General features: G+C 42.9%; 17 protein-coding genes. 6 read left to right on the top strand and 11 right to left on the bottom strand.

The window, feature by feature from the left end; translation table 11 throughout:
* Nucleotides 1-508: 508 nt before the first annotated feature.
* Nucleotides 509-2,536 carry a methyl-accepting chemotaxis protein gene (locus B4F91_RS14520; protein WP_029773386.1) on the bottom strand — a complete coding sequence of 676 codons (2,028 nt, stop codon included), beginning with the start codon at nucleotides 2,534-2,536 and terminating at the stop codon, nucleotides 509-511.
* Between the two features lie 116 nt (nucleotides 2,537-2,652).
* On the opposite strand from B4F91_RS14520, the gene B4F91_RS14525 reads away from it, so the two are divergent.
* A complete protein-coding gene (locus B4F91_RS14525; protein ID WP_029773385.1) occupies nucleotides 2,653-3,423 on the top strand; it encodes an NADP-binding protein in 771 nt (256 codons plus the stop codon).
* Here B4F91_RS14525 and hutH read toward each other — a convergent pair.
* The 3 genes from hutH to hutC all read right to left on the bottom strand — a co-directional run bounded on the left by hutH (nucleotide 3,401) and on the right by hutC (nucleotide 7,405).
* Nucleotides 3,401-4,954, bottom strand: coding sequence for a histidine ammonia-lyase (gene hutH, locus B4F91_RS14530; protein ID WP_286939258.1), 1,554 nt, complete (start codon nucleotides 4,952-4,954; stop codon nucleotides 3,401-3,403). The two genes, B4F91_RS14525 and hutH, sit on opposite strands and share 23 nt — an antisense overlap.
* A 2-nt stretch (nucleotides 4,955-4,956) precedes the next feature.
* Nucleotides 4,957-6,630 carry a urocanate hydratase gene (gene hutU, locus B4F91_RS14535; protein WP_288635929.1) on the bottom strand — a complete coding sequence of 558 codons (1,674 nt, stop codon included), beginning with the start codon at nucleotides 6,628-6,630 and terminating at the stop codon, nucleotides 4,957-4,959.
* Nucleotides 6,631-6,697: 67 nt separating this feature from the next.
* Nucleotides 6,698-7,405, bottom strand: a complete 708-nt coding sequence (gene hutC, locus B4F91_RS14540) for a histidine utilization repressor (RefSeq protein WP_054982938.1) — start codon at nucleotides 7,403-7,405, stop codon at nucleotides 6,698-6,700.
* 111 nt (nucleotides 7,406-7,516) lie between these two features.
* On the opposite strand from hutC, the gene hutI reads away from it, so the two are divergent.
* Together hutI and B4F91_RS14550 are read left to right on the top strand one after the other, a co-directional pair.
* On the top strand, nucleotides 7,517-8,764 hold the full coding sequence (gene hutI / locus B4F91_RS14545; RefSeq protein WP_286939260.1) for an imidazolonepropionase: 1,248 nt from the start codon (nucleotides 7,517-7,519) through the stop codon (nucleotides 8,762-8,764).
* A gap of 122 nt (nucleotides 8,765-8,886) precedes the next feature.
* Nucleotides 8,887-10,551: a GGDEF domain-containing phosphodiesterase gene (locus B4F91_RS14550; protein ID WP_248531485.1), complete on the top strand. Its 1,665-nt coding sequence runs from the start codon at nucleotides 8,887-8,889 to the stop codon at nucleotides 10,549-10,551.
* Between the two features lie 202 nt (nucleotides 10,552-10,753).
* Here B4F91_RS14550 and B4F91_RS14555 read toward each other — a convergent pair whose 3' ends face one another.
* Both B4F91_RS14555 and rraA read right to left on the bottom strand, forming a co-directional pair.
* Nucleotides 10,754-11,800, bottom strand: coding sequence for a formimidoylglutamase (locus B4F91_RS14555; RefSeq protein WP_286939262.1), 1,047 nt, complete (start codon nucleotides 11,798-11,800; stop codon nucleotides 10,754-10,756).
* 76 nt (nucleotides 11,801-11,876) lie between these two features.
* A complete protein-coding gene (rraA, locus tag B4F91_RS14560; protein WP_004589330.1) occupies nucleotides 11,877-12,374 on the bottom strand; it encodes a ribonuclease E activity regulator RraA in 498 nt (165 codons plus the stop codon).
* A gap of 202 nt (nucleotides 12,375-12,576) precedes the next feature.
* Between rraA and B4F91_RS14565 the strand changes: the two genes are divergently transcribed.
* The 3 genes from B4F91_RS14565 to B4F91_RS14575 all read left to right on the top strand — a co-directional run bounded on the left by B4F91_RS14565 (nucleotide 12,577) and on the right by B4F91_RS14575 (nucleotide 16,120).
* Nucleotides 12,577-13,116 (top strand): phosphatase PAP2 family protein, encoded by a 540-nt coding sequence (locus B4F91_RS14565; RefSeq protein WP_248531367.1) that lies wholly within the window; start codon nucleotides 12,577-12,579, stop codon nucleotides 13,114-13,116.
* Nucleotides 13,113-14,150, top strand: a complete 1,038-nt coding sequence (locus B4F91_RS14570) for an MJ1255/VC2487 family glycosyltransferase (RefSeq protein ID WP_286939264.1) — start codon at nucleotides 13,113-13,115, stop codon at nucleotides 14,148-14,150. Before B4F91_RS14565 ends, B4F91_RS14570 begins: the two co-directional genes overlap by 4 nt.
* 89 nt (nucleotides 14,151-14,239) lie before the next feature.
* Nucleotides 14,240-16,120 carry a methyl-accepting chemotaxis protein gene (locus B4F91_RS14575; RefSeq protein ID WP_286939266.1) on the top strand — a complete coding sequence of 627 codons (1,881 nt, stop codon included), beginning with the start codon at nucleotides 14,240-14,242 and terminating at the stop codon, nucleotides 16,118-16,120.
* Between the two features lie 31 nt (nucleotides 16,121-16,151).
* On the opposite strand, the gene B4F91_RS14580 is transcribed toward B4F91_RS14575, so the two are convergent.
* The 5 genes from B4F91_RS14580 to priA all read right to left on the bottom strand — a co-directional run bounded on the left by B4F91_RS14580 (nucleotide 16,152) and on the right by priA (nucleotide 21,252).
* Nucleotides 16,152-16,526, bottom strand: coding sequence for a gamma-butyrobetaine hydroxylase-like domain-containing protein (locus B4F91_RS14580; protein ID WP_064386263.1), 375 nt, complete (start codon nucleotides 16,524-16,526; stop codon nucleotides 16,152-16,154).
* Between the two features lie 62 nt (nucleotides 16,527-16,588).
* Nucleotides 16,589-17,917, bottom strand: coding sequence for an HslU--HslV peptidase ATPase subunit (gene hslU, locus B4F91_RS14585; RefSeq protein WP_004589335.1), 1,329 nt, complete (start codon nucleotides 17,915-17,917; stop codon nucleotides 16,589-16,591).
* An 11-nt stretch (nucleotides 17,918-17,928) separates the two neighbouring features.
* On the bottom strand, nucleotides 17,929-18,447 hold the full coding sequence (hslV, locus tag B4F91_RS14590; protein ID WP_004589336.1) for an ATP-dependent protease subunit HslV: 519 nt from the start codon (nucleotides 18,445-18,447) through the stop codon (nucleotides 17,929-17,931).
* Between the two features lie 79 nt (nucleotides 18,448-18,526).
* Nucleotides 18,527-19,054 (bottom strand): SPOR domain-containing protein, encoded by a 528-nt coding sequence (locus tag B4F91_RS14595; protein ID WP_004589337.1) that lies wholly within the window; start codon nucleotides 19,052-19,054, stop codon nucleotides 18,527-18,529.
* An 11-nt stretch (nucleotides 19,055-19,065) separates the two neighbouring features.
* Complete coding sequence (gene priA / locus B4F91_RS14600; RefSeq protein WP_288635932.1) at nucleotides 19,066-21,252, bottom strand: primosomal protein N'; 2,187 nt, start codon at nucleotides 21,250-21,252, stop codon at nucleotides 19,066-19,068.
* Nucleotides 21,253-21,434: the final 182 nt, after the last annotated feature.

The following is a 21,434-nucleotide window of genomic DNA, read 5'->3' on the forward strand; positions in this document are numbered from 1 at the left end:
GCGACCGTCTTTCTTAGGTTTTTAATAGTGCGGTCATTGCGACTACCAAAAATCTTGGTAAATAAATTAGATATCATGATAAAACCGTTACAATGTATTCTTTGTTAACCGAGTGTCGGCTAACCCATTTTTTACAATTGGTAATTAATATGTACTTTTACATAACCTGTAGAACATATTAATTAGCAATTTTGTATTAAAGAGCCTCAAAGCACTGTTTAATACGTGTGCTACTATACCAGACTCTGCCAAACAACAAACTATCTCAACTAAAAGATGTGTATTAAAAACAGAAAAATTTGATCTGATGCGTAAAAATCACTTTAACTGATTTAATTACGCTAAAAAATAGCAGCAAGTTGTGAAGATATGGTGTTAAAAAATTTAAAAACAAGAGTGCTAGGGCATGCTGGCCTTGGGTGATTGAAATTCATTCAATCTACAAAGCTCAACACACCCTAGGTGGGTTAATTTATACTTAGTTACCCACCTTATTACGCTGTGCTTTTTAAAGTTTAAACTGATTAACCGTTTTGTTTAAGGCAACAGCAAGATCGCTTAAATCGCGTGCTTCATCTGCTAAAATGTGTGCGTGATCAGCGGTGCTGTTTACTAAGCCATTAATTGCTGCAAGGCTGGTATTAATGTCCTCTGCGACAACGGTTTGTTGCTCAGTTGAAGTGGCAATTTGGTGGCTTTGGTCTTGCACTTTAGTTACCGACTGAGCAATGTTTTGTAATGAACTTAGTACTTCTTTTGTTTGCGATACTGAGCCTTCAGTTTGCTCTTGCCCTTGTAGCATCATTACCGACGCTTGTTGGGCAATTTGCTGTAAGCGAGAAATCATATTACGAATATCGTCTGTTGATTCTTGCGTACGGCTTGCCAGTGAACGTACTTCATCAGCAACTACCGCAAAACCACGGCCATGCTCACCTGCACGCGCAGCTTCAATGGCGGCATTTAGAGCAAGTAAGTTGGTTTGATCGGCAATGGAGTTAATTACATCCACCAATGCACCAATGTTATTACTTTCTTGCTCAAGCCCTGCTACCACTTTAGATGCTTCACCTATGTGTAGCGCAAGTTCGGTCATCACACGTTGTGCTTGAGTTGAGCGGTCAGCCCCTTCGGCAGTAATAGCTTGTACTTCTTCGGCGGCGCTGTTGGTATGTTGTGCGTTACGCGATATTTCAAGTACAGTGCTGGCCATTTCGGTCACGGCGGCACTTACGCTGTCTACTTGTTGTTTTTCTTGCTGTATTTCGGTGTTGGTTTGAGCAGATACGTTTTTAAGTTGCGCTGCGGCATTGGTTAACTGCTCAGCTTGTGCGGCTGTTTCTAGCATCATGGCGCGCAGCTTATCAATGAATGTATTCATGTGATTGGCAAGCTGGCCGACCTCATCCTGGCTGGTAATATTAATCTTTTGGGTTAAATCGCCTTCGCCCGATGCAATATCACGCATTATATTAGTTAAAGTGGTAATAGGCTGCGAGATCATGTGGGTTGCCCATAATATCATTGCTAAAATGATCACTAAAATAATCACCACTGCGGTGGTTGTGGTGGTAACCGCCTCATTAACGGGGGCTTCAATCATGCTGGTTGGGATCAGTATACCTACATACCAATCAAGATAAGGTTGCTCTAGTTGTAAGCGATGATACACCACATAATACTCTTCTCCTTTTAAGGTCACCAATTGGCTGCCTTCGAGGTTATTACGCATTTGTGCGTTAAGCTCTGTAAAGCCTGAAGTATTATTAAACTGGCTTTCAAGGCCATCTAGCCCTTCTTTACCTTTAGGGCCTTCGTCGGTGTTAGACAGCTTATGGCCGGTAGCATTTGAAAAGTGCACAACCTTTTGATTGCCATCGAGTAAAAAGCCATAACCTTGGCCGTTAAAGCGAATACCTTCAACCATATCGTTGATTTTATTAAGCTGTAAATCAACGCCGCCCATACCAATAAGTTTACGCTGTGCGTTGTATACCGGCTGTTGTACAACTGCTGAGGCAACCCCAGTGGTTAAATCGACCGATATAGGGCCTACGTAAAGTTTATTAATTTGCAGGGCTTCTTGCCACCAACCACGTTTATAGGCGTAGTAAGGTTGGCCATTGTAATGGCTGGTACGCTCGTTTTCTTTAAAGTATTCACCGGTGGTTGCTGATGCGAAAAACGCCGACAGTACATTTTCGTCATTTGAGCTAATGCGTACAAAGTCTTGATTAACTTCGTTGTAGCCGGGGGCATTTTTAATCGGCTGGTCGCGAGTATCCCAATTTTCAAAAAAATTAACTAAATGCGGGTTATTAACAAACGTAGAAACCAGCTTGCCATACTTTGCAAAGTAGCTTTGCATTGAAAGTTGTTCGCTTTGTAGGTAGCTTTGAGCTTCGCGCTCAATGTTTACTCTGGAAAGGTTAGCGATGTGATTTACAAAAAATGTTGAAGCAATAATTAGCAAAATGGTGATGGTGCCACCAATCAATAATAATATTTTCTTCCGTAATGATAAATTATTTAGCATAAGTGCACGTATTATTGTTTTTTAGTAGGTTATATCTAATCATATCTTACTTTAAATCTCTATGAAGTTAGATAAAAAGCACTAATTATGCGTTTAAAATGAAGGGTTATGCAAAAATGGAAACAAAAGCTAATAAATTAGTAGTATTAGGCGCAGGCTGGTTGGGTCATACTTTGTGCCTACAAGCTAAACAGGCGGGTTGGCAGGTACAAGGTACGCATAGAAGTGATCAGCACACAGACGATTTTCAGCGTCAATTTGTACTGATTGATGGGCAACTAATACACCAAATAGATTTACACGATGCTTACTGGGTGTGTGCAATCCCCCCACGAAGCAGACACAGCGAAAGTAACTACCCAGAAACACTAAGCGCTGCACTTTCACTTTCTAAACAATTAAATGCAAAGGGCTTTATTTTGTGCTCATCTACCGGTGTGTACGACCAAGAGCCAGGTGTTTACACTGAAAGCAGTGAAATAAGTTGTACCAATGAGCGACAAATAAAACTATACGATGGCGAAGAAAAGGTGCTTGAGCAAGATGGTAAAGTTCTGCGTTTAGCAGGGTTATTAGGACCTAACCGCGAGCCGGGGCGCTTTGTTGCTGGGAAAGAATTAAATTCATCGAGCCAGCAGGTGGTTAATATGGTGCATCAACAAGATGTGATAAACGCCATTTTTGCGGTAATAGAAAACTATAACTCGGGGCAAAATATTTACAACGTGGTAAATCCATCGCACCCAACTAAAGCGAATTATTATGCACAAAAGTGTGCAGAGCATGGCGGCGAAATGCCAACCTTTACCAGTAATGAAAGTGCTGAGCGCAAAGTACTTGGCTCAGCAATTGAAGCGTTAGGTTTTAGCTATCAGCATGGAATTTAAAATGCGATGGTAGTGGGTTGTGGTGAATAAAGTCGCACAATGCCCCTTGTGCTAAAAGTGTATTGGTTGCGTCTATATCGGGGGCAAAGTAGCGGTCTTTATCGTAGTAACTTACATGCTCGCGCAGCAGAGCTTTTGCTTTTTCTACTTGCGGTGAAGGTTTAAGTGGGGCTCTAAACTCAAGCCCTTGAGCAGCTCCAAGCCATTCAATTGCTAATACCCCGCGGGTGTTATTGGCCATTTCCTTTAAGCGCCTTGCTGCAAAGGTTGCCATAGAGACATGATCTTCTTGATTTGCTGATGTTGGCAGGCTGTCTACCGAGGCGGGGTGCGCAAGCGATTTGTTCTCGGAGGCAAGCGCAGCCGCGGTTACTTGGGCAATCATAAAACCTGAGTTAACTCCGCCGTTTTCAACTAAAAAAGGTGGCAGTGTAGAGAGGTTTGAATCAATAAGTAGCGCGATTCTTCGCTCTGCCAGCGCGCCTATTTCGGCAATCGCAATGGCTAAGTTATCAGCTGCCATAGCAACGGGCTCTGCATGAAAGTTACCACCGGATATAATATCGCCCACATCGGCAAATACCAGCGGGTTATCGGTAACGCCGTTTGATTCACATAACAACACTTCTGCGGCGTGGCGAATTTGTGTTAAACACGCGCCGAGTACCTGAGGTTGGCAGCGAAGGCAGTAAGGGTCTTGTACTTTTTCGCAGTTTACGTGAGATTGGCTAATTTGTGATTCAGTACTAAGTAGCTCTCTAAATACACTGGCCGTATCAATTTGGCCGCGTTGCCCCCGTATTTCGTGAATGCGTGCATCAAAGGGCGCGCGGCTGCCCATTGCAGCTTCTATGCTAATAGAGCCTATAACACAGCTTTGTGCATATAAATCCTCTGCTTTGAAAAGCCCTTGTAACGCAAACGCGGTAGAGGCTTGTGTACCATTTAACAGTGCCAGTCCTTCTTTTGCGCCTAATGTAAGAGGTGAAAGATTGGCAATTTTCAGCCCTTGCTCTGCACTTATAATTTCACCTTTGTGGCGCATTTTGCCTTCACCTAATAGTGGAAGGCACATATGAGCAAGAGGCGCTAAATCGCCCGAAGCACCCACAGACCCTTTTTGTGGTACGCACGGGTACACTTCACTGCACAGTAGTTGCATAAAAAATGCGATCACCTCTAGGCGTATCCCAGAGTAGCCCCGAGACAAAGAGTTTACTTTTAAGGTCATCATTATTCTTACAGTGCTGTCGTCCATGAGCTCCCCAATACCGGCAGCATGCGAAAGCACAATACTGCGCTGCAGTAGCTCAAGCTCGTCATCTGCTATTTTTGTATTGGCTAATAAGCCAAAGCCGGTGTTAATACCGTACACCGTTTGGCGTTTGTTTATTACGTTTTGAACAGTTTGTGCACTGGCCGCTATTTGTGTACTGGCGCCATCGACTAAGTTAAGTGTGACAGCTGAGTCATTAATTTTTCTTAGGGTGCTTAAATCTAACTGCCCTGGTGTGAGAGTGTGTGAAATCATGACTATTCCTTGTTTAGCATAGGGAGATCTAGGTGGTGCTCTTGCGCACAATTTTTTGCAATGTCGTAGCCTGCATCAGCATGGCGCATAACGCCGGTAGCAGGGTCGTTCCAAAGCACACGAGCTATGCGTTGCGCAGCTTGTTCACTACCATCTGCAACAATAACCACGCCTGCGTGCTGGCTAAAGCCCATGCCCACTCCGCCGCCATGGTGCAGCGACACCCACGTTGCGCCACCCGCAGTATTAAGCAAAGCATTAAGTAACGGCCAATCAGAAACGGCGTCTGAGCCATCTTGCATACTTTCGGTTTCACGGTTGGGGCTTGCTACAGAGCCAGAGTCGAGATGATCGCGACCAATTACAACCGGCGCTTTAAGCTCGCCATTTTTAACCATGTCGTTAAAGACCAGTGCAAGGCGGGCTCGGTTTTTTAAACCAACCCAGCATATACGCGCTGGCAAACCCTGAAATTGAATGTGCTCACGCGCCATATCAAGCCAGTTATGTAAGTGGGTATCTTCTGCAATAAGCTCTTTCACTTTTGCATCGGTTTTATAAATGTCTTCGGGGTCGCCTGAAAGCGCAACCCATCTAAATGGGCCAATTCCTTCACAAAATAACGGGCGGATATAAGCAGGCACAAAGCCCGGAAAATCAAACGCGTTGGTAACGCCTTCTTCAAATGCCATTTGGCGAATGTTATTGCCATAGTCGGTAGTGGCAGCACCGGCTTTTTGAAGTGCTAGCATGGCGTTTACTTGCACTGCCATAGATTGCTTAGCGGCTTTAACCACTGCCTGTGGGTTTTGTTTACGCATTTTTGCTGCGTGTTGCATGTTCCAACCTTGCGGTAGGTAGCCGTTGAGTGGGTCGTGCGCTGAGGTTTGGTCGGTCACTATATCAGGGGTAATATTGCTGTTTGCCAGTGCAGTAAAAATATCGGCAGCATTACCTAATAAGCCTACCGATAACGCCTTGCCTTTAATGCAAGCATCGGTAACTAGCTCAAGCGCGTGCTCAAGTGTCGTGGCTTTTACATCAACGTAGCCGGTTTTAATTCGAAAATCGATACGGGTTTCGTCGCATTCCACAACTAATGCGCTAAAACCTGCCATCGTCGCGGCGAGTGGTTGTGCGCCTCCCATACCGCCAAGGCCTGCTGTTAAAACCCATTTACCTTTTACATTACCGCCAAAGTGTTGTTTTGCCATTGCTACAAAGGTTTCGTAAGTGCCTTGCACTATGCCTTGTGAGCCGATATAAATCCAAGAGCCCGCGGTCATTTGCCCATACATCATTAAGCCTTTTTTATCGAGCTCATTGAAGTGCTCCCAATTTGCCCAATGTGGCACCAGGTTAGAATTAGCAATGAGAACGCGCGGCGCGTTTTCGTGGGTTTTAAATACGCCCACGGGCTTACCCGATTGCACAAGCAGGGTTTCGTCGTTTTCGAGCCTATCAAGGGTTTCAATTATTTTATCAAAGCTTGGCCAGTCTCTTGCCGCACGGCCAATACCGCCATATACCACTAACGCGTGAGGGTGCTCTGCCACATCAGGGTCTAAATTGTTCATTAACATGCGTTTAGCGGCTTCTGTTTGCCAACTTTTAGCGCTAATTTTATCGCCATGAGGCGCGCGGATTTCTCGGTGTGTGTCGAGCCGGTTGTTCATGAATTTCTCCTGTTGTATATACAAGATGGTCAGCTACAAAAAAACGCCCTTGAGCGTTACGTTGTTATTATTTTTTAAATGTTAAGTGCCCGCCCAAACGGTATTTACTGCCCGGTGATACTAAGCGAGCAAAGCTTACTATGCCTTTTGTAGACCAAGTACGACGAATAACCTGCAAGCAGGGCTCTTCGTTATACAGGTTAAGCCATTGGCACATTTGCGAGTTAGGCATAACCGCTTCCACTGTGTGGCGCGCTTGTGTGAGCGGCGCTACGCTCGATAAGTATTCATGCGGGGTGAGGGCGCTAAAGTCTTGTTGTAAATAACCCGCGGCTAAAGCTGGGTTTACAAATCGCTCTTCAACTTGCAGTGGTTTGTCGTTCTCATTGTGTACAAGCACACTGCGATACACCAGGCTATCTACTTCAACGCCAAGCGCAATGGCTATGGGTGCTACCGCATTGATTGATTCAAGCACTTGCACACTACAGCTGTATTGCCCGTTACGTTCTTTTACTTCATCGGCTATGTTTTTAATTTCAAGTAGTGACGACTGCGATTTAAAACTGGCTACAAACGTACCTAACCCTTGGCTGCGCGTTAAAATACCGGCATCTGTTAATTCGCTCAGTGCACGTCGTGCGGTCATACGGCTTACAGAAAATTGGCTGCTAAGCTCGTTTTCTGAAGGGACACGTTGGTTTTCTTGCCATGCGCCATTTTTTATTTTATCGACAATAAATTGTTTTATTTGTGCAAATTTAGGTGTGGTCATTACTATTATTAGCTGTACTTAAAATAAACTATTTAATAAAGATGGCATAATTATCTTGTATATACAAGGTGTATTGTTAGACTGTATTTTAAGCACGTTAGGGAGCTAAGTATGCAAAATAAAACAACGGGTTACACCTTAGAAGATCTCGACTTATTATTAACTGATGCCAACATAGCAACCATGGATGGCACAATAGATGCACCTTATGGGGCTATAGAAAATGCGGCACTGGCGATTAAAAACGGCGAAATTGTATGGTTAGGTGAGCAATCAAACTTACCCAGTTTTGATGCCTTTGCTACCCCTACATTAAGTATTAAAGGGCAATGGTTAACGCCTGGGCTTATTGATTGCCATACACATTTAATATTTGCAGGCTCCCGAGCTGAGGAATTTGAGCAGCGCTTACAAGGTGTAAGCTATGAACAAATAGCTGCACAAGGTGGCGGTATAGCCAGTACCGTTAAGGCCACTCGCGCGGCAGATCATGAGCAGTTATTTGTTGATGCAAAAGATCGCTTAAACACTTTACTTGCCGAGGGCGTAACGACTGCTGAGATAAAGTCGGGATACGGGCTTGATGTTGAAAACGAAATAAAAATTTTAGAAGTGGCGCGTTTGCTTAATGAGCATCATCCTATTGATATTAAAACCACGTTTTTAGGTGCACATGCGCTACCCCCTGAATACAAAGGCCGTGCAGATGAATACATAGATTTAGTATGTACGCAGATGCTTGAGCAGGTAGTGGCTAATAACCTTGCCGATGCTGTGGATGTATTTTGTGAAAATGTAGGCTTTAGTCTTGCACAAACAAAACAAGTGTTTGATGCAGCTACAAAACATAACTTGCCGGTAAAATGCCATGCTGAGCAGCTTTCTAATCAGCAGGGCGCACAGCTGGTGGCTGAGTATAAAGGTCTTTCAGCTGATCATATTGAGTACCTTGATGAAAACGGCGTAAAAGCCATGGCAGAGGCTGGCACTGTGGCTGTTTTATTACCTGGGGCTTTTTATTTTTTACGAGAAACACAGCTTCCTCCCATCGATTTGCTGCAAAAATACAATGTACCTATTGCTATTGCCAGTGACTTTAACCCAGGCACCTCGCCTTTATGTTCTGTGCATTTAATGATGAACATGGCATGTACTTTATTTAGGCTCACCCCTGAGCAGGCCCTTGCGGGAGTAACCCGCAATGCAGCGCAGGCACTAGGTTTGAAAGACAGAGGCGTGCTAAGGGTTGGTGCAAGGGCTGATATTGCGCACTGGCAAATAGGTCACCCTGCACAATTAAGTTACCAATTTGGCGTAAATAAACTGTTAAATCTATGGATTTTGGGTAGAATTAATTAGTTTGTATTATTTTTGTCCATATTTAACATGCTTTTATTAAATTTTATAGCTAGTGGAGTGGCGTAAGCTTGAGTATTTTGACTGACAGTAACTTTCCAATATTTTTTAGCGGCGCGCTGTTAATGGCGATGGTCGCTACGTTATTTGCGGTTAAAAATACCAGTATTAAATTTAGTTACTTATGTACAGGCGCTGTCGGTTTAGCCATTTTAAGTAGCGGGGCTGCTTGGTTAGCAATCTTGCTCGCTTTTGGTTTTTGCTTTCATTTATGGCAAGCGTTTGAGCGTAATAGTTGGAGCATGATTATCACAAGCGCCGTTTCAGGGTTGCTATTTGTGGTGTTGTTTTCAGCGCATTTACTTATGGATGTGCCCCTATTTTGGGTGGTGGTGGCTATTATTCTGCTAGCGGTTGTAGGGCTAATGAGCGAGGAAGAAGAGCCCAAAGTTGAAGATTCGCTTAACATTAATGAGCCTGAGCCGTATCAAGATGACTCTCCTCTTGCTGCATTTGCAGATAAACAGCAGTTACGCCAAGGCTATTACAGTTGGTGTAAAGAAAAACAGCTAGAAGCAGCACTGGTGATTGTTCGTCTAGAAGGGTTTGAGCAAGTTAATCAGCACATAGGCAGAGATTTTGGTGATTTGCTTTTGGCACAATCGGCCAACAGAATAAAAGACTTACTAAATAACGACAATGTGATTGACTTAGGTGGCCAAGAAAAATTGGCGCATTTAGGCGGTCTTAACTTTGCCTTTATTTGCAGCTTAGCCGTGCACAAACATAGCCATGAACACATCATTGAGCAAATTATTGGCGCAACACTTAAGCCGTTTAACGTCGCTAACTGTACCGTAGAGGTAAAAGCAAGGGCGAGTTACGTTAATTGCGATGAGCAAGACGCTAACTTTGATAACTTAGTATCATGTGCATACTTAGCCCTTGATAGTCAGCCTAAAAAAGCAGTGGTTGTGTACCATCAACAAATGATGGTTGAGCAACTTGAGCAGCAAGCCCGTTTAAAAGAGCTGGCTAATATTGATTTTGTAAGCGAGCTTGAACTTTATTTTCAGCCTATTATCCGCAATGACGACGGCCAAATTGAGTTTTTAGAGCTTCTGTTGCGTTGGCAGCACCCTCAACAAGGTATTTTATCTGCCCACCGATTTATTGATGATATTCATATTGCGGGTTTAGCTTACCCACTGGCTAAATTTGTTATAGAGCGGGCCGCAGAGCTTGCCATGGCGTTGCGTATAGAGGGAATTGCTATACCGCTGAGCATTAACTTATTTGGCCCCGAAATGCTTAACGAAGAGTTTGTTGAGTTTGTAGATAGTGTGGTGAGTGAGCACAACTTACAGCACGGAGATTTAATTGTTGAATGCCCGCTGCATATATTCACAGATTTAGATAATAAGGGCCGTGCGATGATTGCCCGATTAAATAATATAGGCTTAAAAATATGCGTTGATGGGTTAGGCGATAACCCCATTGTTCTTTCTAAGCTGCCAAATCTAGCTGTTGAATACATTAAGGTAGCGCCATCGCTTACTGCAGATTTTAGCAATCAAAATAATATACGCAGCCTAGTAGGCGGTATGGTTGAAATGCATAACCAACAAAATACCAAGGTTATTTTTGAGGGCGTTGAAACCTTAGACCAATTAAAGTTTGTAAAAAGTTTAAAAGCACACGCAGCACAAGGTTATTATTTTGGCCACCCGTTAAGCAGCATTGGCTTAATGAGTTGGCTAAAGCAGTGGCAGGCCCACCAAACACAATAATTTATGCCAAGCTGCAATAATTATTTTGTAAGGGGAACTCAGCAATTCGCTGCGATAGAATTACTCACTTATGAGCATATAGCGTGCAAAAGTGAGTTATACACCTGCCAATAGTAAGCTCAATTAACTCACCATTTTTAGCTAAGCTAGTAAGGCAATTTGGTGGCCTTAAATATGCAGCGGTTAATTAAGCTAATTAAAATTAACGCGTTTTTGCATGTAAGTAGGCATTAACTAATGCACTAATAATTTGCCCACAGCTTTGCATACCTGCTGTTAACCCAGCTGGGTGATTTAGCGGTGCAGCTTCACACAAATGTAGGTAGCGGGCAGTGCTGTGTTTTGCTGTTAAATACACATAATGCTCAGCATCACTAACGCTAAAGCCGCAGCATGTATACGCGCTGGCCGGTAAAAATGAAATACTGTCTAAGTCGAGTTCAATACCAAGTGGCGCATTATTAAACGCTGCTAAGGCGTGCTGTACGGCATCGGTTAGTGATATTTCTCGGCGTACATTAATAGCTTGATAGCTGTGATAACTACATTGATTTTGCGCGATTAAGTCAAAAATGGCTTGGTTATTTTTTTGCTCATGCAGGCCAATAATATGATATTGCTGCAATGCATTGTTCCTCAAAGCATAGCTAAAACCATTGCCGCTGTGGCGACCTTCGCAAGGCCTTAAATCTGCATGGGGATCAAAATTAATAGCGTTAACTGAGGCCCCAATATGTTTGCTTAAAGCACTGAGTATGCCAAAGCTATTATTGTGCCCACCGCCAATAATAATAGGCTCAAGGCCCGCATTAAATATAAGCGTTAATACCGCCTCTACTCGCTCATCTATTGTTGCGCATAGTTTGCGTAATTGAGCCAGCTCTTCAGCATGCTGGTTATTTAAGCCTTGTGCTTGCACCATTACATCATCAACGTCAATTTCGCCTAACAGCAATACCTGCTGGGTCGCGTTAAACTGGTTAACTGGTTGGTTCAAAAAGTATTGTAAAAAAGCGGGCCAAGCTTGATGTGAGCCGCCATTGCCTAAATTAGCGCGAGGGCCTATATCTTCACATATACCAATTAATACGTAGCGAATACCAAATTGCGCTGCATCATTAAGGGCTTGTTGTACATTTACATGGGTGTCTAATAGGGCAACAGACTGCCAGGTTTTTGTTTCGTTAACGCGTGTGGAGCAGTAGGGTTTAACGGCGTTTTCATCATACACTTTTAAGGTAGGGTGCACTGTGTTGAATCCGTATTGAGCAGCAAAAATTATTCTGATGGCGTAAGCAGTGCTCTGTTGAGCACTGCTTGTTACTTTATTCTTCGATAACTTCTAGTTCAAGTTCTTCTGCTGATAATACAATGCCAGTACTATCTGCATAGATAAAATCGTCATCAAAAAACGACACACCAGCAAAGTTAACGCCAATGCCATCTTCACCAGCGCCTTCGCTGTCGGCGGCCACAGGAATTGATGCAATCGCTTGAATACCTAAATCAATTTCTTCTAACTCATCTACATGACGCACAGCACCAAATACAATAATGCCGTTCCAGTTGTTATCAAGCGCAAGCTCTGCAAGTTCAATGTCGATAAGGGCGCGTCGTGTTGAGCCACCACCATCGATAAGTAGTACTTGATCAGTACCGTCTTGTGAGAGTATTTCACGGATCAGTTCATTATTTTCAAAACATTTAACCGTTTTAATTCGGCCGCCAAACGTGTGTCGACCACCAAAGTTGATGAACATCGGTTCAAGCACGTCAACCACATCGGCAAAAAAGTCACATAAGTCAGAAGTGCTGTAATCCATTATTTTATCCTCAAAGGGTACATAAGTTACCCTCAGTATACCCTCCTTATATGCAATAACAACGACTTAATAGCAGTAAATTTATTCAAAAAATGCCGAAATTAGAAATGGCAACAATAGTGTCTTAAAAGCGTCACTCAATTGTTATTTTCTGCCACTAAGCTTTAACTATGGTTAGATATTGTGCAGCTAAGGGTAAATAATGAACGACAATAACGTGCTTAAAAAAATGGCTCAAATGGATGAACAACTCTTTTTAACGCTGTTTAATTATAATTCACCCAAATGGCTGAAGACGGCTGCGCTTGGTTTATCTAAAAGTGGTAATGGTGGTTTATATTTACTTATGTGTGGCGCTGTTTGGTGGCTAAGTACCAATGAGCAGCATCAGTTATTGCCAATATCGGTGTTACTGGGGTTTGCAATTGAAAGGCCTATTTATTTTTTAGCAAAACGTAGCTTTGGCCGAATCCGCCCCTGTGATTGCTTAGTCAGTAATGCGTATATTGTGCCTAGTGACAAATTTAGTTTGCCTTCGGGACACAGTGCAGCAGCATTTTTAGTTGCGGTAATATTGGGTCACTTTTTTGCAGAGTATGCGTGGCTTTGGTTTAGTTGGGCATCGGGGGTGGCGGTTTCTCGCGTAGTATTAGGCGTACATTTTCCGGCAGATATCATAATTGGCGCTGTTATTGGCAGTTCATGTGGTCTATTTGCGCTGGCTTTGGTGGTGCCTGTATGAAGATATTATACGGCATACAAGGCACAGGTAATGGCCACATTACGCGCGCCCGTGTTATGGCAAGTTGTTTTAAAGAGTTAGGTATAGATGTAGATTACGTTTTTTCAGGGCGCCCTGAAAAAGACTACTTTGATATGCAGGAATTTGCTGATTACAAAACGTTTCGTGGGTTATCGTTTAGCACTAAAAATGGCCAAGTAAAAAGCTATCAAACATTAAAAAATACCCGGGTGTGTAAGTTAGTTAACGATATAAAATCATTTAATGTAAAAAAATACGATTTCGTCTTAAATGACTTTGAGCCTATTTCAGCTTGGGCTGCAAAGCGCGCAGGCGTACCTGTAGTCGGTATTAGTCACCAGGCGGCTTTTTTATCTAATAGCGTGCCTATGTTTGGCCGCGGTTTATTTAGAAAATCTCTTATTAAGCACTACGCGCCAGCAAGCACCTATTTAGGCGTACATTGGCAGCCTTTTGCAGATAATATTATACCGCCCTTTATTGCAAAGCATGACCATGGCAATCCTGTCGCCGTTATGAATAAAGTGCTGGTGTATTTACCCTTTGAGAACCTCGACAACATTATTGATTATTTAAAGGACTTCCCAGAAAAAGAGTTTTACTGTTACCACCCGCATGCGCAGGATAAATCCCTTGGGCATATTCATTTGCGCACTCCTTCACGTGCGGGGTTTTTAAACGACTTAGCTAATACCAGCGGCGTAATTGGTAATGCAGGCTTTGAGCTGGCAAGTGAGGCCTTAAAGCTTGGGAAAAAATTATTACTTAAACCTCTCGATGGGCAGTTTGAACAAGATGCAAATGCACAAACATTGCGGGCTATGAAAATGGCCCATGTAATGAATTATTTAAACCCGCAAGCGCTGGATGATTGGAATAGTGCCCCGCAAAACAAACAAATTAATTTTCCCAGTGATCCTGCCCCTTTGGTTAAATGGCTACTTAATAAACAGTGGCATGACACTCACTCATTGCATAAAGATTTATGGGGGAATGTTAATCTAAAAGCATGAGTTATATGTATAAAAAGTTAATAAAAAATTCAATATAAAGCGCCAGAACGTACTACACTATTAGTGAATATTAAATATAGGTGTTTTCAATGAATTTTTTACAAAACTTAACCATTAAAAGGCGTTTGCAACTTAATGCAGTGGTAGTCGGTCTGGCAATGGTCATTTTGTTGTGTGTGATAATTTATGAGTCACGCGTAACACTCAATCTGAATAAAACAATTCAGCTTGCAGAAGAGCTCAACGTACATGCACTAGAGCTTAGAAAGCATGAAAAAAACTTTCTTTTTTACAAGCAGCAGGAAGCACTTACATCATTTGATAAGGATTTTAAACAGCTAAGCACTAAAATCAAAAAGCTGCAGGAGGTAATGCAACAGCAGGGCATTACCACAGCGCAAATTGAGCATTTTCATACGCTTATTACTAACTACAACAACAATTTTTCAGAGGTTGTTAGGTTACAGCAGCAGATAGGTTTAAACCCTAAAGATGGGTTGTATGGCAAGCTCAGAACTGCAGTGCACGAAGTTGAGGTGCTATTAAAAGAGCAAGATAACTTTGAGCTTTTATCGGCAATGCTACAGCTGCGACGCGCTGAGAAAGATTTTATGCTGCGCTTTGATGCAAAATACTTAACTCGCTTTAACGAACTTATTAGCACGTTTAAACAAAAAATTACCCAAGCTGATTTACAAAGTAGTTATAAGTCGCAAATAAACCCTTTAATAGATACGTATCAAAGCGCTTTTCAAAACCTTGTAAAGGCACAAACGCAGTTAGGGCTAGATTTAGACTCTGGTGCACTAGGCGTTATGCGTATTAACGTCGAAAAAAGCGATCAAGTTGTTGGTCAAATTGTTGAGTCAACTAAGCTGGAAGTTGAGAAAAGCGTTGACCAAGCGCAGTTTATTGCCATCGTTGTATTTGTTATTTCGGGCATTATAGTGTTGGCGCTGGTGTACTTTACTAGCCACTCAATTATTGTGCCTATTGAGCGGGTATATCACACCATAAACGACATACGCCGTAATAACGATTTAAGCGTAATGATAGAACAAACAGGTAATGATGAAGTTACCATTATGACCTCGGACTTTAATAGTTTAATAGGCGATTTTAAAAACCTCATAAACGAAGTGAATACCGCGCTTAATACGTTAAATGTGGCAACAGAGCACTTATCTGAAAGTACCTCTGCAACAAGTTCAGGCATGCAAGAGCAGTTACATGAGGCGGATATGGTTGCCACTGCGGCTACGCAAATGCAGGCAACGATTCAAGATATTTCTCATAATACCGAAGCTGCTGCTAAAAAAGCAGAGTCAACCAATTTAAGCGCACAGCAAGGGCGTAATGAAGTAGACTCTACGGTTAAGCACATACGCGATTTATCTTCGTCGTTAGGTAACGCATCAAGTGTGGTATCGCAACTTGAAAAAGACGGTGAAACCATAGGCTCAGTGCTCGATGTAATCAGAGGCATTGCAGAGCAAACCAATTTACTCGCATTGAATGCTGCGATAGAAGCCGCTCGTGCTGGTGAGCAAGGGCGAGGGTTTGCTGTTGTGGCGGATGAAGTACGCTCGCTTGCGCAACGTACACAAGAGTCTACCAGTGAAATTGAAGGCATTATTAATACGCTTCAGCAGCGCACGCAAGAGGTAGTAAGTATTATGCATCAATGTCGCTCGCAAGGTGATGAAAGTGCTTCACAAGCTATTAAAGCGGGTGATTTACTGGGTGCTATTACCGAAGATGTGCAAACCATAATGGAAATGAGCACTCAAATTGCCGTTGCTATTGATGAGCAAAGTCAGGTGGCATCAGAGGTGAACAAAAATGTAGTACGCATTAGAGACATTGCCCAAGATGCCTCTGAGCATGCAGTTAATAATGCGCAAACCAGTGAAGAAGTCTCTGAACAAGCGCGCGTATTATTTGCGGCTATTGATAAATTTAAAGTGTAATACAGTGTAGCGTTTAAAAAGCCAATAAGGTTTAGGGAACAAACTTTATTGGTACGCTATCTTTGTTTCGTTCGTGCTCGGCAAGACGCGCTTGGTATTTATCCCACAAGGTTTCGTGCTGCGCTTGTAGTGTTTCAAAGTAGCTCCAGCTAAATAGCCCGCTGTTATGGCCATCATCAAAGTCTAATCTCAGTGCGTAATGCCCCACCGGTACAATCTTTTTTATACCAACATGTTGTTTATTAAGTACCAACTTCATTGGCTCTGCACCATGCCCTTGCACTTCGGCCGAGGGAGAGTGAACGCGTAAAAACTCGCAGCTAAATACAGCCATACTGTCATCATCAAAGTAAACATCTAGGTTTTTACTCACGCTATGATAATGCACTTTTGTTACGTGTTTCATTTTATATGTCCCATTAAAAAGCCCCCAATATGGAGGCTTTTAGTATAGTATTTTTGCCTACCTTATAAAATAAAGCGGCTTAAATCTTCATCTTCAACTAATGCGCCTAAATGCTTTTCTACATAAGCGGCATCAATAGTAAGGGTAGAGCCGGCTTGTTCAGATGCATCGTATGAAATTTCTTCCATTAGCTTTTCCATTACCGTATGTAAGCGACGAGCACCAATGTTTTCGGTTTTCTCGTTTACCTGCCAAGCGGCTTTAGCAATGCGCTCTATTGCATCATCGTTAAACTCAACATTTACTTGCTCAGTTTTAAGCAATTCACGTTGCTGCTCAGTAAGTGAAGCATGTGGCTCAGTAAGAATTCGTTTAAAGTCATTAGCACTTAGTGCTTCAAGCTCTACACGAATAGGTAAACGACCTTGTAGCTCAGGGATCATGTCTGATGGTTTAGCCATTTGGAACGCACCTGATGCAATAAATAGCATGTGGTCTGTTTTCACCATACCGTGCTTAGTATTAACGGTTGAGCCTTCAATTAGTGGAAGTAGGTCGCGTTGTACACCTTCACGGCTAACATCTGGGCCTGACGAATCGCCACGCTTACAAATTTTGTCTATTTCATCAATAAACACAATGCCGTTTTGCTCTACTGCAAAAATAGCCTGCTCTTTTAGCTCTTCAGGGTTAACTAATTTAGCGGCTTCTTCTTCGGTTAATAACTTAAAGGCTTCTTTAATTTTTAACTTACGCTTAGTACGTTTGTCGCCACCCATGTTTTGGAACATGCTTTGCAGCTGGTTGGTCATATCTTCCATACCAGGAGGCGCCATAATCTCTACATTTGGCTGTGCTTGCGCTAGATCTATTTCTATTTCTTTATCATCAAGCTGACCTTCGCGTAATTTTTTACGGAATGTTTGACGAGTAGATGAGTTGTCATCGCGCTGCGTTTCACCGTATTGATCTTTAGCCGGTGGTAAAAGTGCATCTAAAATACGCTCTTCTGCTGCTTCTTCTGCGCGGTGTTTAAACTTTTTAGTTTGTTGCTCGCGGGTCATTTTAATTGACACATCAACTAAATCGCGAATGATAGTCTCTACTTCTTTACCAACATAACCCACTTCAGTAAATTTAGTCGCCTCTACTTTAATAAAAGGCGCATTAGCGAGTTTAGCTAAACGGCGGGCAATTTCAGTTTTACCGACACCGGTTGGGCCAATCATTAAAATGTTTTTAGGGGTTACTTCGCTGCGTAAGTCATCGTTTAGTTGCATACGGCGCCAGCGATTACGCAGGGCAATAGCCACGGCTTTTTTAGCATTAGCTTGACCAATAATATGCTGATCTAACTCGTGTACAATTTCTCTTGGGGTCATAGCAGACATAATGGGTCCTATTATAATTCTTCGATTGTTTGGAAGTTGTTGGTAAATACACAGATGTTGCCAGCAATGGTCAGGCTTTTTTCTACGATATCGCGAGCGCTTAAATCGGTGTTTTCTAATAGGGCAGTGGCTGCTGATTGAGCAAAGTTACCACCGCTACCAATGGCAATTAAATCGTTTTCTGGCTGCACTACATCACCATTGCCGGTGATAATTAGTGAAGCAGTTTCATCTGCAACCGCAAGGAGTGCCTCAAGCTTGCGTAAAGCTCTGTCGCTACGCCAGTCTTTGGCCATTTCTACAGCGGCTTTAGTGAGGTTACCTTGGTGCATTTCTAGTTTGCTTTCAAAGCGTTCGAAAAGGGTAAAGGCATCAGCAGTACCGCCGGCAAAACCAGCAATTACTTTGCCATTATAAAGGCGTCGAACTTTACGGGCGTTGCCCTTCATTACGGTATTACCAAGTGAAACTTGGCCGTCGCCACCAATTACTACTTTATTGTCGCGGCGTACACTTACGATAGTGGTCATGTTATTCCTCATCATCAAGCTGCGGGGGCAGCTTGTAAAAAACGATTATGATGAGGTTATATGGGTGAATGGACTAATTTCAAGTCCAGCCCCAAATTCCGCAGCTAACAACATGCACTCGTTTGAGTTTGTTTTTGTCGCTTTCGGCTTGGCGCTTTGTTTTATAAGGACCTAAACGCACTTTATACCAAACACCATTAGTACCTGTGGTCTTTTTAATTTCAGAAATTAAGCCCGCAAAGGCTATTTTAGCTTTGAGGGTTTCGGCTTGTGCGTGTGTTCTAAACGACCCACACTGCATAACATAGGGGCCTTTTTGCTCAATTTCTCTTACTTCAACTTGGATCTCGTGCTCTTTAATTTCTTCAATGAACTTAGGGGCGCGAGGTTTAGCTATTTCTACTTTTTCAGCTGTTTTAGGGTGCGCCTGCTGCTCAACAAGCTCAGGGTCGGCGTTATTTTTAATAAACCATAAGCCGTAAGCAAAGCCGCCTACAAGCAAAACAGTAATAACAACTAAAAGTATAGGGAATGGTTTTTTAGCAGGGGCTTGCTTGGTGTTTTTTCTACCCGCTGGTTTTTTATTAATATAATCGTGCTGTGCCATTTGGCTTTAACCTAAATCATGTCTATAGGGTCAACATCAAGGCTCCAGCGCACTTTTTGTGCAAGTTTGCTGGTGCTTAAATAGTCGACCATTTGCGCAAGATACTGATGCAATACTTTGCGGTCTTGCGCTTGAATATGCAATTGAAACCGGTACATACCCGCCACTCTTTCTAGTGGGGCAGGAATTGGACCGAGCAATTGTATACCAGATACACCGTTAACAGGAACCAAATCCGTCAAAAAATCGACAACGAGCTTAATACTGTGCCCTTGTGCTCTAACTATAGCCATATTAGTAATGGGTGGAAGGTCGGCATCATCACGCTCACTTAAAGCAAAACGGGCAAAATCTTGGTAGCCATTATTTACTAAGTCTTGTAATAAAGGATGTTCAGGAAAGTGAGTTTGCAGTAATACTTGGCCTGGCTCACCAGAGCGACCCGCGCGCCCAGCAACTTGAGTTACCAGCTGGGCTAAATGCTCTGTGGCTCTAAAATCGCACGAATACAAGCCGCTATCTACATCTAATATAAGCACTAAGCTAACATCGGCAAAATGATGACCTTTAGCCAACATTTGTGTGCCCACTAAAATACGCGCCCCGCCTTGGTTTATCTCCTCTAAGGCTTTTTCTAGGCTCCCTTTACGGCGGGTTGAATCGCGGTCGATGCGGGTTACGGGTGTATCGGGGAATTCACTCGATAAAAATTCTTCAATTTGTTCGGTGCCTTTACCGTTAGGAAAAATTTGTGTGCTACCGCAATCAGGACACTGGTGAGGTACTGGGTGTTGCTCACCACAGTGGTGGCAAATCATTTGGCCAATGGCTTTATGAAAGGTTGCGCTGGTGCTGCAGCGATTACACTCACTCAGCCACCCGCATTCGTGACAAATTAGCGTAGGAGAAAAGCCACGACGATTTAAAAACACCATAACTTGTTTACCACGGTTTAAATGTTGGCGCATAGTGGCAAGACTTGCGTGTGCAATACCCGCTTGGTCGGGCTGGCCTTTCATATCGAGCAACATAAACTGATTATCGGTCGCAGTTTGTGCACGCTCTGTAAGGCTTAAAAGTTGGTATTTGTTGTTTATAGCTTTGTGCAGTGTTTCGAGCGCTGGGGTAGCACTGCCTAAAATAAGCGGTATTTTGTGCTGAAATGCCCGATAAGCGGCTAAATCGCGTGCGTGGTAGCGTAAGGTATCTTGCTGTTTAAATGAAGAGTCATGCTCTTCATCAACCACTATCATTCCTAACTTTAAAAAAGGTAGAAAAATACTCGAACGGGTACCTATTACAATTGCGCAGCTGCCTTTTTCGCAAAAACGCCATGTTTGCAAGCGTTCGTTATCAGTTAGGGCTGAGTGCCATAGCATAATTGGCGTATCGGGAAAGCGACGACGAAATCGGTTAACAGTTTGTGGCGTTAAGCCTATTTCAGGCACCAATACTAAGGCTTGCTCGCCACGTTTAAGGACTTCTTCTAGGCATTGTAAATACACTTCGGTTTTACCACTGCCTGTTACACCTTCTAATAAAAAGCTCTTAAAGCCAACACTTTGATTTATTGTAGTGCATGCTACGGCTTGCTCTTTATTTAGTACTGGCTTGGTGCCGACTGTGGGCGCAACGCTTTGCCATTGATTATCATGCTCAATGCTTTGGGTTATAAGCTCTTTATCTATTAAGGCATCTATTGTTTTTTTACTAAAGCCGAGCGCTTTTAGCTCGGTTACCGACGACTTACCCGATTGTGCGAGTTGCTTTAATAAATTTAACTGAGTTTTCGCTTTTAACGACGGAACCTTTGCGCCTTTTTCGGTAAGGCTAATCATGTTAATACTGGTTTTATCTGGGTTTTCACCTTGGCGAAGCGCACCGGGTAGTGCAATGTGTATGGTTTCGCCGAGCGGGTAGCAATAATAGCGTGCAGTAAAGCTAAGCAGTTCTAAATGCTGTGATGATAAAATAGGGGTTTGGTCAATAACCTCAGTAACCGCTTTAATTTTGTTATCTGGCACGTCGGTATGCGTTTTAAGAGCAAGAACAACCGCTACTTTCTTTTGATTGCCAAAAGGCACTAAAACACGCATCCCAGGCATAATAGGCGCCGAGGGCGAGATGAGCTGTTCATCTATTTTATAATCAAAGGTGCGTGGTAACGGAACTTTAATAGCAACTTCAACAAAACGCATAACAACTCATGTGATAAAGGGTAATAGCTTAATGTACTAAAAATAAGGCTAAAAACCTACATACAAATGGATGCGGTAGCGCTGGTTGGTTACTTTTTTGGCAAAAAGCGTAATTAAAGCTTGTGCGGGGCAAGCTAGTTGGATAAAATCCGCGGCCTATAAATTTGTTTTAACGACGTATG

This window comes from Pseudoalteromonas sp. UBA6610 (assembly GCF_002433295.1).
In the GTDB taxonomy this organism is placed as follows: domain Bacteria; phylum Pseudomonadota; class Gammaproteobacteria; order Enterobacterales; family Alteromonadaceae; genus Pseudoalteromonas; species Pseudoalteromonas atlantica.

Bases quoted from the DNA above. Each gene is read 5' to 3' on its own strand.
- B4F91_RS14520 (WP_029773386.1), bottom strand. From the start codon at position 2,536: ATGCTAAATAATTTATCATTACGGAAGAAAATATTATTATTGATTGGT.
- B4F91_RS14525 (WP_029773385.1), top strand. From the start codon at position 2,653: ATGGAAACAAAAGCTAATAAATTAGTAGTATTAGGCGCAGGCTGGTTG.
- hutH (WP_286939258.1), bottom strand. From the start codon at position 4,954: ATGATTTCACACACTCTCACACCAGGGCAGTTAGATTTAAGCACCCTA.
- hutU (WP_288635929.1), bottom strand. From the start codon at position 6,630: ATGAACAACCGGCTCGACACACACCGAGAAATCCGCGCGCCTCATGGC.
- hutC (WP_054982938.1), bottom strand. From the start codon at position 7,405: ATGACCACACCTAAATTTGCACAAATAAAACAATTTATTGTCGATAAA.
- hutI (WP_286939260.1), top strand. From the start codon at position 7,517: ATGCAAAATAAAACAACGGGTTACACCTTAGAAGATCTCGACTTATTA.
- B4F91_RS14550 (WP_248531485.1), top strand. From the start codon at position 8,887: ATGGCGATGGTCGCTACGTTATTTGCGGTTAAAAATACCAGTATTAAA.
- rraA (WP_004589330.1), bottom strand. From the start codon at position 12,374: ATGGATTACAGCACTTCTGACTTATGTGACTTTTTTGCCGATGTGGTT.
- B4F91_RS14565 (WP_248531367.1), top strand. From the start codon at position 12,577: ATGAACGACAATAACGTGCTTAAAAAAATGGCTCAAATGGATGAACAA.
- B4F91_RS14570 (WP_286939264.1), top strand. From the start codon at position 13,113: ATGAAGATATTATACGGCATACAAGGCACAGGTAATGGCCACATTACG.
- B4F91_RS14575 (WP_286939266.1), top strand. From the start codon at position 14,240: ATGAATTTTTTACAAAACTTAACCATTAAAAGGCGTTTGCAACTTAAT.
- B4F91_RS14580 (WP_064386263.1), bottom strand. From the start codon at position 16,526: ATGAAACACGTAACAAAAGTGCATTATCATAGCGTGAGTAAAAACCTA.
- hslU (WP_004589335.1), bottom strand. From the start codon at position 17,917: ATGTCTGCTATGACCCCAAGAGAAATTGTACACGAGTTAGATCAGCAT.
- hslV (WP_004589336.1), bottom strand. From the start codon at position 18,447: ATGACCACTATCGTAAGTGTACGCCGCGACAATAAAGTAGTAATTGGT.
- B4F91_RS14595 (WP_004589337.1), bottom strand. From the start codon at position 19,054: ATGGCACAGCACGATTATATTAATAAAAAACCAGCGGGTAGAAAAAAC.
- priA (WP_288635932.1), bottom strand. From the start codon at position 21,252: ATGCGTTTTGTTGAAGTTGCTATTAAAGTTCCGTTACCACGCACCTTT.